This is a genomic window from Streptomyces sp. NBC_01477, from assembly GCF_036227245.1.
GTDB lineage: Bacteria > Actinomycetota > Actinomycetes > Streptomycetales > Streptomycetaceae > Actinacidiphila.
This window is the reverse complement of sequence record NZ_CP109445.1, coordinates 5,345,557-5,358,220: the sequence shown is the minus strand read 5'-3', so window position 1 is coordinate 5,358,220 and position 12,664 is coordinate 5,345,557. Positions and strand designations below refer to the sequence as shown.

Annotated in this window: 8 protein-coding genes; 6 read left to right on the top strand and 2 right to left on the bottom strand. The window is 74.1% G+C overall.

The window, feature by feature from the left end:
- Nucleotide 1: 1 nt before the first annotated feature.
- Nucleotides 2–1,471, bottom strand: coding sequence for a glycoside hydrolase family 76 protein (locus OHA86_RS22765; protein WP_329178020.1), 1,470 nt, complete (start codon nucleotides 1,469–1,471; stop codon nucleotides 2–4).
- A gap of 337 nt (nucleotides 1,472–1,808) precedes the next feature.
- Between OHA86_RS22765 and OHA86_RS22760 the strand changes: the two genes are divergently transcribed.
- From OHA86_RS22760 to OHA86_RS22740, 5 genes are all read left to right on the top strand, one after another.
- Entirely contained in the window at nucleotides 1,809–3,851 is a 2,043-nt protein-coding gene (locus tag OHA86_RS22760) for an ATP-binding protein (RefSeq protein WP_329178019.1), read from the top strand.
- Nucleotides 3,852–3,971: 120 nt separating this feature from the next.
- On the top strand, nucleotides 3,972–5,546 hold the full coding sequence (locus OHA86_RS22755) for an ABC transporter substrate-binding protein (RefSeq protein WP_329178018.1): 1,575 nt from the start codon (nucleotides 3,972–3,974) through the stop codon (nucleotides 5,544–5,546).
- Between the two features lie 162 nt (nucleotides 5,547–5,708).
- Complete coding sequence (locus OHA86_RS22750; protein WP_329178017.1) at nucleotides 5,709–7,877, top strand: DUF4139 domain-containing protein; 2,169 nt, start codon at nucleotides 5,709–5,711, stop codon at nucleotides 7,875–7,877.
- A 2-nt stretch (nucleotides 7,878–7,879) separates the two neighbouring features.
- Complete coding sequence (locus tag OHA86_RS22745; protein WP_329178016.1) at nucleotides 7,880–9,553, top strand: mucoidy inhibitor MuiA family protein; 1,674 nt, start codon at nucleotides 7,880–7,882, stop codon at nucleotides 9,551–9,553.
- A 402-nt stretch (nucleotides 9,554–9,955) separates the two neighbouring features.
- Nucleotides 9,956–11,029 (top strand): LLM class flavin-dependent oxidoreductase, encoded by a 1,074-nt coding sequence (locus tag OHA86_RS22740; protein ID WP_329178015.1) that lies wholly within the window; start codon nucleotides 9,956–9,958, stop codon nucleotides 11,027–11,029.
- A gap of 78 nt (nucleotides 11,030–11,107) precedes the next feature.
- Here the strand turns inward: OHA86_RS22740 and OHA86_RS22735 are convergent, their stop codons facing one another.
- Nucleotides 11,108–11,872, bottom strand: a complete 765-nt coding sequence (locus OHA86_RS22735) for an SDR family oxidoreductase (RefSeq protein ID WP_329178014.1) — start codon at nucleotides 11,870–11,872, stop codon at nucleotides 11,108–11,110.
- 122 nt (nucleotides 11,873–11,994) lie between these two features.
- Here OHA86_RS22735 and OHA86_RS22730 point away from each other — a divergent pair, with 122 nt between their 5' ends.
- Complete coding sequence (locus tag OHA86_RS22730; RefSeq protein ID WP_329178012.1) at nucleotides 11,995–12,600, top strand: TetR-like C-terminal domain-containing protein; 606 nt, start codon at nucleotides 11,995–11,997, stop codon at nucleotides 12,598–12,600.
- Nucleotides 12,601–12,664 lie beyond the last annotated feature (64 nt).

Here is a 12,664-nt window from a genome sequence, read left to right as displayed (position 1 = left end):
GTCAGCCGGCCGCGTTGAGCAGGTCCAGGACGCTCTGCTGGCAGCCGTAGTCGCTGGTGCCGCTGCCGCCGGCCCAGTGCGGGCCGTACTGGTCGAGCGCGTTGCGGTCGTGCGCGTAGGCCGAGGCGGCCCAGTTGGACAGCACCCCGCTGTAGGGGTGGTCGGTCAGCTGGCCGTTGAGCTTGCCCAGGCCGCGGACGTAGGCGCCCTTGAAGGTGGGGCCGTCGCCGGTGCAGGAGTCGCCCTCGCCGGGCTCGCGCAGCACCCCGCCGGACGCCAGCCGTACGGTCGAGGCGTCGGCGAGACCGCGGGCGGTGGTCAGCAGCCCGGCGTCACCGGTGGCCCGGTACAGCTCGGCGAGCCCGCCGAGCACCACACCCTGGTTGTACGTCCAGGTGGTCTGGCCGTTGTTGGCGCAGGCCGACGTCAGCCCGTCGTTGATCATGTGGTCGCCGTTGATCATCCCGCTGCCCTTGAACCAGTTCCACTCGGCCTGCGCCCGGCCGAGGTAGGTGGTGTCGCCCGCGATGCGGTTGTGCAGGGCCGCGGTGAGCTGGAGGAACAGCTCATTGGTGATGGCGTTCTTGTACGCGCTGTCCTGGTTCCACCACACCCCGCCGCCGCAGGTGCCGTTCCAGTACGCGTACATGTGGTCGGCGTCGGCGCGGGCGGTCGCCAGATAGCGGCTGTCGCCGGTCAGGTCGTAGGCATCGACCCAGGCGAGCCCCCACCAACCGGTGTCGTCCAGGTACTCGTTGGTGAAGTTGCCCTGCTGGGCGTTGAGGTTCTTGTTGTAGGTGTCGGCGATGGCGTACGTGTAACTGCCCATCCCGGTCACCCGGATGTTGTCGATGACGGCGGTGAGCGCGTTGGCGCCGGTCCACCAGCCGTTGCCGCCGAAGAGCTTGGTGGAGCGGTCGAACGACATCATGAGCGCGGTGGCCGCCGCGGTGCGCCGGTTGCCGGCGTTCCAGGTCGTACGCGCCCACTGCGTACACGCGATGTCGGCCCGGTCGCCCGCCTTGCCGCAGGCCCGCAGCGCGCCGACGCCCTGGGCGCCCCAGTCGTCCACGTTGTACATCTGGGTGCGCCAGCCGCGCTGGCCCGCCGGGGTCTTGGTGTCGCCGAGCTTGCTCCCCGAGGCCCAGGTCCTTCCGCCGTCGAAGGAGCGGTCGATCCACACCTCGTCGTCCGCGTTGCCGTTGTCGATGGACGCCCAGCCCATGGCGTCGGTGTCGTCGAAGTGCAGGGTGATGGTGCGCGAGAAGACGCTCGCGGTGACCGGCGCGCGGTCCTGGGGGCTCAGGCCGGGGTCACGGGCGTCGCAGTAGCTGTTGCAGATGACGGCCGCCGCGCTGGGGGACGCGGGCGCGGCCTGGACTGCGGTCGCACCGAGCAGCGCGACCGTGGCCGTCGCCGTGGTGGCCGCCAGCAGCGCGGTCAGTGTGGTGCGTAGGGGGTACAGACGCATGGCTACCTTCCGGGTGTGATTGACAATGTTGATGCTTCGTCGTTTTCCCGCAGCGGACAACGTTGTCAATGGAGGGGGGAACCCTGAAAGCGACAGATCTCACCAGAAGAGAACTGCGTGTGCCCGTAGTTGTCAATGCACCTGACAAGACGCACGCGGCGGACCGCGTGACCGGGCACGCCGTACCGCACGTGCGAAGCCGCCGCGGGAGGCACTTGCCGCGGGGGGGCGCGGGCCGGGACCGGTCCCGGGAGGAGGGGAATACGATCCGCCGTCCGAAGCGGTAGCAGGGGGCGCGGGCCGGATGACGGTCCGGAGTGGCGGGGGACGCGGTCAGATGACGGACGTCAAGGTCAGACTGCACGGCCGGGAAAGGGTCGTGGAATACGTCAGGGCCTCGCTGGTGCGCCGCGGGGTGCCGGATCAGCCCCTGCCCATCGTGCTGCTCGCCGGGCCGCGCGGGTCCGGCGGCTCGGTGCTGCTCGACGCGATGTGGGCGCGGTTCGCCCCGCACTGCCTGAGCGCGCGGCTCGATCTGCGGTCGGCGCAGGGCGTCGAGGACATCGTGCTGGCGGCGGTGCGCGGGCTCGACCGGCACATCGGCGGGATCAGGCCGATCGACTTCGCGCGGACCGGGATGCTGCTCAAGGCGCTGAGCTACATCGACACCGGCGGGGGACGCGCCGCCTTCGAGGCGTACCTGCGCGCCAACGCGCAGGACGCCGAGGTGCAGTCGGCGCTGACCACCTGGAGCGCCAGGGCCGCGCCGCTGCTCAGCCCCGAGCAGCGCGGCCTGCTGGACGTACTGACCGGGCTGCTGGGCGCGCTGCACTCCGCGGTGGGCAGGCACCGCAACACCAGGGCCCTGCGCTGGCTGGCGGATCGCGGCGACGGCGGGCGGGAGTACGAGTCGCTGTGGGAGCTGCACCGGCAGTATCACGGGCAGGGCGCCCCGACCGGCACCCCGCGGGTGGTGGCGCGGACGCTGTGCGCGGCACTGCTGGCGGACCTGCGGGCGGACTTCAACGACTCCTGGCGGCACCTGCAACGCCCGCGCAACTGCCTGCTGCTGCTGGACAACGCGGGCGGCAGGACCGCCGACCTCTTCCTCGAACTGCTCGCCGAGTGCCGCCGGGAGGCCGCCGGCGACCGCGAACACCCCGACCCCGCCGTGGTGGTGGCCGTGCAGCGCGGCCGGGTACGCCCCGAGGCGGCGCGGCTGCTCGAACCGATCGACGAGCGGCTCCGGTTCGGCGTACGGCATCCGCTGGCGCCGGGCGGCGACGGGCACCCGGTGTGGTGGTATCCGGTGGCGCTGGCCGACCTCAACGGCGAGCAGGTGCTCGCCCTGTGCGCCAGCAGCGTGCTCGGGCGGCACAACCGCGACGCCGACCTCCTCTACGAACTGACCGGCGGCCATCCGGAGTCCACCGACCGGCTGGCGTATCTGCTGGCCCGCTTCGGCCGCACACCGCCGCGCGACCCGCGGCGCCCGCCCGCCGAACCGCCGGTCCCCTTCGACCCCCGGCTGCTGCTGGCCGAGCGGCTCTCCGCGGACCAGGCGCTGCCCGAGCACTGGCCGCCACCGGGCCGGAACGACACGGTCGAGGACCACCTGCTCAAGCGGGCGCTCGCCGACCACCTCACCGCGGCGCCCGACGGCACGGTCGCGCCCGAGAGCAATACGACGCTCAACGCGATGGCGGCGCTGGCCGCGACGCCAGGGCTGCGCCGGGGCGCCTGCAACGCGGCGCTGCACTACCTGGGGTGGAGCGGCGCCGACGCCGACTCCGCGCAGCTGCGGCTGACCGCCTCGATGTGGCTGGACGAGACGCAGGACGGCGACGCGCTGCGGCTGCACCCGCTGGTCGCGCTGCTGCTGCGGCGCTGGCTGGCCCGGACGCCCGAGACCTGGCGGGCGGTGCACATGGGCTACGCGGCGCACTATTCGAGCCGCGCCGACGCGCCGCTGCGGCACCATCACACGCTGGCGCAGGTGGAGCCGGGCCGGCGCGAGCCGCTGACCACGGTGGTCGGCTACCTGGACGAGGAGTACGAGCGCGGCGCGTCCTCGCAGGACTGGCTCCGGGTGCTCGACCAGGTCACGGCGGCGCCCAACCGGCTGCGGACGACGCTCGATCCGCGGACCTTCGTCACCTCGCTCGCCGGCCCGGCCGAGGCCCGCAACCGGCGGCGCGCCATCACCCGCCTGACGGTGGCCCGTTGGCTGCACGCCGACCGGTGCTTCGACCCGGCGCACCAGCTCGCGCACACCATCGCCAAGGAGTACGAGCACCTGGCGGAGATCACCGAGGACAACGAACTGCTGTACCGGCAGGCGGGGAAGTACCGCCGCATCGAGAACACCTGGGAGGGCTGACGAGCGAGCTCCCGCGGTGGCCCGCCGACATGCCGTCCGCCCGATGGCGGACGCAGGGGCGCAGGCCGTCCGCGAAGGGAGCCAGGAGGAAGTCCGGCCCCACAGGAGAGAAGGATTGACGTGCCCCGCCTCATCAGCTCCGTACGCTCGTATGTCGGGCATCTTCCGGTCGTCGCGAGGAGGGTCCTCGCCGCGGTGTGCGTGCTGGCGCTCGGTGCGGCCGGCTACGCGGTCTACGTGCCCGTGCACGACCTGCTGCACAAGCCCTGCCTGCGCGAAGGCGCGAGCACGGTCACCCACCACGGCTCGAACGGCGAGTGCGTCGGCTTCACCGACGGCTCGTACGTCTTCCACCCCTCGCTGCGGGACGCCGAGGCCGCGGTACGCGAGGAGAACCGGCAGGTCGTCAGGGACCACGCGAGGAACTACGTCAGCGTGGTCCTGATGCTGCCGATCTCGGCCGACAAGGGCAGCATCCTGTCGATGCCGAACGCCGTCGAGCAGATCGAGGGCGCCTTCACGGCCCAGCACTACGCGAACCGCGACAACGTCGAGGGCATCACCCCGTACATCCAGCTGCTGATCGGCAGCGACGGCTACCAGGCCAACGGGTGGCAGACCGCCGTCTCGGCCATCGAGGACGACCACGGCCGGCACATCGCCGCGGTCACCGGCTTCGGTGTGAGCCTGGCGGGCACCGAGGGCGCGATCCGCTCGCTGGCCGCGCACAACATCCCCACCTTCGGCGCGACCCTGACTTCCGACAACTACGACAACATCAAGGGCTTCGTCCGCGCCTCGCCCAGCAATGCGGAGAACATGGCCGCGGCGCTGTCCTACGTCGAGTCCGACTACCGGCGGGCGGTACTGGTCGAGGACGGCAACGCGGGCGACAGCTACGACGTCACGCTGGTCAGCGGCTTCAAGAAGTTCTCGGCCATACCGGGCCACCGGATCGTCGGCGTGGAGCCGTACGACACCACCGAGCGCGACCGGGACGGGCAGTCGGCCGAGGAGCGCAGGCGGCACCAGACCGAAGTCGCCACCCGGATCAGCCAGATGACCGTCAACATCTGTGCCGCGCAGCCCGCCGTGGTGCTCTTCGCCGGCCGCGGGCAGGACCTCGGGGTGCTGGTGCACGCCTTCTCCAACACCTGCCTGGACAAGCAGATCCGCATCGTCAGCGGCGACGACGTCTCCAACCTGCCGGACAGTTCGCAGCTGCGAGCCGACCTCGGCGGCCATGTCACCGTCGACTACGCCGCCGTGGCCCATCCCGACGAGTGGAGCGCCGCCGCCGCGCACGACCAGGGCCACGCCGCGGCCGAGGCGCAGGGCGCCCAGGGCTTCCGGGCCTTCAACACCGCCTTCCAGCAGCTCTTCCCCGGCGGCTACCTCGGCGACGGCAACGCGATGATGGCCTACGACGCCACGCTCACCGCGATCTCGGCGATCCGGCTCACCGAACAGCAGCAGCCGCAACCGGACGCGGTCGTCAACGAGTTGGGCGCGCTCCAGGGCGCCCACAAGGTGCTGGGCGCGAGCGGCCCGATCCAGTTCACCGCCAACTACCAGACCAGCCGCACCGGGAGCAATCCGGTCAGCAAGCCCATGCCGATCATCCGGCTCACCCCGCAGGGCACCCCTCAGGTGAGGGCGCTGAAATGGCCCGGCCAGGCCCCGCCGGTGGGCTGACCGGCGAAGCCGTCGGCCCGCGGCCCCACCGGCGGTCGGCTAGGGTACGGACGACATCACGGCCGGGGGGCCGGACCCGGTGGCAGACCGGCCGGAAGGGGAGAGACGGTGCACGCGAGCCCGCGAGAATCGGCTGCCGAGGGGCCGGTGGCACCGTCCGCGGTGACATCCGTCGTGGTGCACTCCTCGGGTGCGGTCTGCACCCGGCTGGCCCGGCTCGACCCGCCGTCCGGCGACGGCACGGCCGCCGTACGCGTCACCGGGCTGCCGCCGACACTGTACGAGGACTCGCTGCGCGGCCGGATCGTGTCCGGGCCGGCCGGACTGCGGGTCACCGACATCCGGGTCGAGTTCGGCGCGACGCTGCGGCGCGGCGACGAACTCCCGCGGCTGCGGCTCGACCTGGAGGACGCCGAGGACCGGCAGTCGCGACTGCGCGACCGCATGGAGCGGCTGGCCGCCGAGATCGCTGAGGTCGCCGACCTGCGCGCCGAGCCGCCGGCCCCGCGCCGGGGCGACCCGCCCCGCTGGGCGCCGGTCGAGTCGATCCTCGCGCTCGCCGGTTTCGTCGACTCCCGGCTCGCCACGCTGCACCGGCGGTTGCGCACCGTCGAGGACGAACTCGCCCTGGCCGACCACGAGTCGGACGTCCTGCGGCACCGGCTCGCCGAGGCGTCCAGCGCGGTCGACACCGGCCGGGCGGCTCCCTCGGCCACCGCGATCGTGACCCTGGTGACCGACCGGCCGCCCGCGGCGGCCGGCCCGGACGGCACCGGCACCCCCGGACCGGACGGCCCACCCGGACCGGACGGCGTACCCACGGCGGACGGCGGTCCCACGGCGGACGGCCCGGACACCACCCCCGGCGCCGAGCCCGCCGGCCACAGCGAAGAGGCGCCCGTCGAGCTGGAGTTGGAATACCACGTCCCCGGCGCCACCTGGTCGCCGGTCTACCAGCTGCGGCTCGACGGCCGCAGCGGCGCCGGGACGCTGGTGCTGCGGGCCTGTGTCGCCCAGCGCACCGGCGAGGACTGGGCCGGGGTGCGGCTCGGGCTGTCCACCGCCGACCTGCTGCGCCGGGCCGACCTGCCCGAGCTGCGCTCGCTGCGGATCGGCCGCCGCCAGGAGGAGCCGACCGGGCTGAGCTGGCGCGAGCCGCCCGCCGGGCTCGCCGACCTCTTCGCCGGTTACGACGCCGCCGTCCCGCCCAGGTCCCCCGGCCGCCCCCTCCTGCCGCCCGCGGCGATCGCGCCGCCCGCGCCCGCCCCGCCGGCCGGCGGCGCCGCGTACGGGGCCGCGTCCGACCTGGCCGTCCCCCCTGCTCCGGCCGCCGCCCAGCCCGCCGCGTCCTACCGGCCGCGCGGCCGGGCGGTGCCGCACGCCGCCCTGAAGGCGGCCGGACCCGGCAGCGCGGCCCCGGACGGCGACGCCGAATCCGGCCGCGCCTTCGGCGGCCCGGCAGGCGCGGCGCCGACCGCTCCCCCGGCGCCCGGCGCCGATCTGCTGGACTACGCCCGGCTGACCCTCGCGGGACCCGACGCGCCGGAAGGCCGCGGCACCCTGCGGCCCGCGAGCGCGGGCGCGCACCCGGTCGCCGCCGAATACCGCAGGCGGGCCGACGCGGTGGCCGCGCTGCCGCGTCCCGCGCACGCGGTGGACGTACGGGTGTCGGCGGGGTCCTTCGACTACCGCTTCGACACCGCGGCCCCGGTGGACGTCGCGGCGGACGGCCGCTGGCACACGGTGCCGGTGAGCGAGGTGCCGGTGAGCACCGAGTTCGAGTACGTGTGCGTCCCGGCCGTCGACCCGGCGGTGTTCGGCACCGTCCTGGTCACCAACACCTCGGCGCACGCGCTGCTCGCCGGACCCGTGGACGTCATGGTGGACGGCGACTTCGTGCTCACCGCCCCGCTGCCGACCCTCGCCCCCGGGCAGCGGCAGGCGGTCGGCGTGGGCGTCGCCGAGAGCGTACGGGTCGCGCGGCGGGCGCACATGCGCGAGTCGGCGGCCGGGATGCGCGGCGGCACGACGGTGCTGGACCACACCGTGGAGATCGACGTCGCCAACCGGCTCCCGTACCCGGTCGTCGTCCAGGTGCGCGAGCGCGTACCGGTGTCGGCGGACAAGGACGTACGGATCGAGGAGCACAAGGCGCGTCCGCCGTGGACCTCGCCCGACCGGCCGCTCGACGGCCAGGAGGACGACTACGTGCGCGGGGTCCGCAGTTGGCGGGTGGCGCTGGAGCCGGGCAGCACCGCGACCCTCAACGGGGGTTACGAGATACGGGTGCCCGCGGGCAAGGCCGTCGTCGGCGGCAACAGGAGGAACTGACCGTGGACGACACCTTTCACTTCCCCGAGGCCGACGCCGAGGCCGCTCCCGGCGCCGACGGGTCCGCGGGCTCGGGCGCGGCGGACGGCCTCGGCGGCCTGCCCGGGCTGACCGCGCTGCCGATCACGGCCGTCACCTGCATGGAGGACCGCGCCCAGGTCGAACGGGCCGGCAGTGTCGCTCTCACCGCCGGCGTCGGCCGGCTGCGCATCGGCCCGGTCACCCCGCTGACCGCCGACCGCTCGCTGCGTGCCGACTTCGCGGCCGGGGCCGGCGCCCGGGTGGTCGACGCGCGCGTCGTCCGTACGTACACCCCCGCCCCGCCCGGCGAGCCCGGCCAGGACGCCTCCGGGCTGCGCCGCGAAGTGCACGAGCTGGAGCAGGAGATGGCCGACGCCAAGCTGCTGCGGCAGCGGGTGGAGAGCGCGCTGGCGGTGGTCGGTCAGGCCAGGACCGACCTGCACCGCGACATCGTGCAGGGCGCGGGCGGCGGCGACGCCGACCCGGAGCGCTGGGCCGACCGGCTCGACCGGGTCGAGCAGGAGGCCGAGCCGCGGATCGGCGAACTGCACAAGCTGCGCCGCCGGCTGCACGACCTGGACGAGGAACTGCGCGAGGCCCGCGAGGCGTTGGCGGCGGTGGAGACCGAGCCGCAGCAACTGACCGCGTATCTGGACCTGGTGGTCGAGGCCGAGCGGGACGGTTCGGCGGAGCTGCGGGTGACCGGCCTGGTGCCGTGCGCGCTGTGGCGGCCCGCCTACCGGGCGACGCTGGCCGCCGACCGGCGCTCGGTGCGGGTGGAGACCGACGCCTTCGTGTGGCAGGAGACCGGCGAGGACTGGTCCGCGGTACGGCTGACGCTGTCCACCGCCCGCCCCACCCTGGCGGCGAGCCCGCCGGTGCTGGCCGACGACGTGCTGACGCTGCGGGAGCGTTCGGTGGAGGAGCGGCGCACGGTCGAGGTGAATCTGCGCGAGGAGGAGATCCGTACGGTCGGCGGCGCGTCCCCGGCCGCCCCTGCCGGCCTGCCCGGGCTGCACGACGGCGGCGACGTCCGCGTACTGGCGGCGCCGCACCCGGTCAGCGTGCCCTCCGACCACCGCCCGCACCGGGTGCACGTGACGTCCTTCACGGCGCCCTGCACGGTCGAGAACACCTGCGCGCCCGAGCTGTCCCCGCTGGTGGTGGCCACGGCCCGGCTCACCAACACCTCGGGCCATGTGCTGCTGGCGGGACCGGTGGACCTGGTGCGCGGCAGCGGCTTCGTGGGGCGCGGCCGGCTCGAGTTCGCGGGCGCGGGCGAGGAGTTCGAGGTGGCCTTCGGCAGCGAGGACACCTTCCGGGTGGTCCGCCACACCGAGGAGACCCGCGACACCACGGGCCTGGCGGCGATCAACCAGCGCACCGTGCTGACCCGCCGGGTGCGGCTGTTCGTCTCCCGGCTCGACTCGCGGCCCGGTGCGCCCGAGCACGAGATCACCGTGCGCGAGCGGGTCCCGGTCTCCGAGGTCTCCGCCGTCGAGGTCGAATTGCGCACCGCCGACTGCCGGCCGCAGCCCGATTCCCTGGACGCCGAGGGCATCGCGCGCTATGCGCTGCGCCTGGCTCCCGGCGACCACCGCGAGATCGAACTCGTCTACGACATCACCGCCGCCAGTTCCGTGACGGGCCTGTGAGAACGCGGCGCCGAAGCCGCCCCGGCCCGGTGCGCGCGAGGCCGCGATCCGCCGGTGCGACGCCCGGCGGCGAGGCCTTCCGCGCCCGGGGCGGCGCCTGCCGCGCATTGCCAGCGGCCGTGGTGTCGATTACCTTTCCCCTTGTGAACACAGGGACGAGGCTGGTTTCCCGCCTCCACGTCGACCTTCTGCGGTCGGCCAGCGCGCTGTGTCGCTAGTGCCCTCCGAGCCGTAGAAACAGGCCGCGGCCGGCGGCTGCCCGTCCCGCTCCTACGACGCTGACGCGTCCACTCTTCCGCGCCGCGTATTCGACGGTGCCGAATCCCTGTGGCGGAAAGCTTTTCCGCCATATCACCAGGGCGACCGATATCGCCCTGTTCCGCAGCCCATCGGAGTCCTGGCATGAGCCGAGAATTTCTCTGGTACATCCCCAACACCGTCGAGCCGGGCCATCGCGGTGACACCACGAGCACCGGGTGGGGGACGCTCGAGTTCTCCACCGAGCTGGCCCGGGCCGCCGAGGACCACGGCTGGGGCGGGGCGCTGCTCGGGACGGGGTGGGGGCGGCCCGACACCTTCACCGTGGCGACCGCGCTGGCCGCGCGGACCACCACCTTCAAGCCGCTGGTGGCGATCCGGCCCGGCTACTGGCAGCCCGCGCACTTCGCCAGCTCCGCGGCCACGCTCGACCGGCTCAGCGAGGGGCGGCTGCTGGTCAACATCGTCAGCGGCCTGGACGATGCGGCGGCCTACGGCGACGGCGAGGTCGATCCGGCCCGGCGCTACGACCGCACGAAGGAGTTCCTCCAGCTGGTGCGCCGGCTGTGGACCGAGGACGACGTCACCTTCCGGGGCGAGTTCTTCGGCGTCGAGGGCTCGACGGTGAGCCCGCGGCCGTACGGCGCCGAGCACGGCCGCACCCCGCGGCTCTACTTCGGCGGCGCGTCGGCGGCGGCCGAGCAGGTCTCGGCGACCGAGGCCGACGTGCAGCTCTTCTGGGGCGAGCCGCTCGACGGTGTGGCCGAGCGGATCGACCGGCTCAGGGCGCTGAGCGCGTCGCTGGGCCGGGCGCACGCGCCGCTGGAGTTCGGGCTGCGGATCACCACGCTGGTGCGGGACACGACCGAGGAGGCCTGGCACGACGCCGAGGCGAAGGTGGCCTCGATGGCGGAGCGCGCCGGCTCCGAGATCACCCGCCAGTGGCGCCGGGCGGTCGGCCAGCAGCGGCTGCACGACCTCGCCGGGCGCGGCGAGGTGCTGGACTCGTGCCTCTACACCACGCCGGGGAAATTCGGCGGCGGCGGCGCGGGCACCACCTGGCTGGTCGGCTCGCCCGACGACGTGGCCGAGGCGCTGCGCGCGTACGGCAAGCTCGGCATCACCCACTTCGTGCTGTCCGACACCCCGTACCGGTCGGAAGTCGCCCGGATCGGCGACCAGTTGCTGAGCCGGCTCAGGGAGCGGACCCCGGCCTGACGCGTCCGGCCCCGGCCGTACCCGTCCGCCGGTCAGGCCCCGCCCCGGTCTGACGCGCGCCCGTACGCCGTCCGCCGCTCAGGCCGCGCCGCCGTTGACGTACAGCGTCTGGCCGTTGGTCCAGCGGCCGGACGGGCCGGCCAGGAAGGCGACCGACTCGGCGATGTCCTGCGGGGTGCCCAGGCGCTGCATCGGGTTGAGGCCCGCGATGTGGTCGACGACGTCCTGCGGCTTGCCGTCCAGGAAGAGCGGGGTGGCGGTCGGTCCCGGCGCGACGGTGTTCACCGTGATGTCGCGGCCGCGCAGCTCGCGGGCCAGGATCAGCGTCATCGCCTCGACCGCGCCCTTGGACGCGGCGTACGCGGCGTAGCCGGGCTGCTGCAAGCGGGTCACCGAGGTGGAGAAGTTGATCAGCGCGCCGCCGGACCGCAGCCGGCGCGCGGCGAGCTGCGAGACGACGAAGGTGCCGCGGATGTTGACCCGGTGCATCCGGTCCAGGTCCGCCAGGTCCAGCTCGGCGACCGGTGCGAGCACCATGACGCCCGCGGTGTTGACGACGACGTCGACGCCGCCGAACTCCTGCTCGGCGCGGTCGAAGGCGGCGGCCATCTGCGTCTCGTCGGCGATGTCGGCCCGCACCGCGACCGCCCGGCCGCCGCGGGCGGTGATGGCCGCGAGCGCCTCGTCGGCGCGCTCCTTGCCGCCGCTGTAGAGCAGGACGACCGCGTCGCCGTCGGCGGCCAGCCGGTCGGCCACCGCGCGGCCGATGCCACCGGATCCGCCGGTGACCAGGGCGACCCTGGTGGCCTGGCCGCTCGCCGCGGCCGTCGGGGTGGTTGTCATGGCGGTGCCTCCTCGCGAAGCGCTATGTGGACGATCCGTCCACATCAATAAATGTAGACTGGTCGTCCATATAACGCAAGCACCGCACGCCCGCGGCGCACCGCCGACGACGGAAGGCCGCGATGACCGCAGAGCCCGCCACCTCGCGCCCCGGCCGGGGCCGCCGCCCAGCCGCCGAGGTCCGCGCGGCCGTCCTCGCGGCGGCCGGCGCGATGCTGCTGGAGAACGGCCTGCGCGACATCACCTTCGAGAAGGTCGCCACCCGGGCCGGGGCCAGCAAGATGACGCTCTACAAGTGGTGGCCCTCACCGGGAGCGCTGGCCTTCGACGCCTACTTCGCCGCGACCGAGCAGACCCTCGCCTTCGAGGACACCGGCGACCTCGCCCGCGACCTGGTCCACCAGCTGCGGGCCTTCGTCGGCTTCCTCACCTCCCGCGAGCACGGCCCCGTCGTCGCCGAACTCGTCGGCGCCGCCCAGTCCGACCCCGACCTCGCCGCGGCCCTCGCCGAGCGCTACACCCTCCCCCGCCGCGCCCTGGCGGTGGCCCGGCTGCGTACCGCGAAGGACGCCGGCCAGCTGCGGGCCGACGTGGACCTGGAGAGCGTCGTCGACCAGCTCTGGGGCGCCTGCTACCACCGGCTGCTGCTGCCCGCCCGGCCGCTCGACCCCGGCTTCGCCGACACCCTCGTACGCAATCTGCTGCCCGGCGTGAGCCCGCCGCACTGAGCCGCGGGACCCGCTGCCCGGCATGAACCCGCCGCACCGAGCGCGGGACCCGCTGCCCGGCATG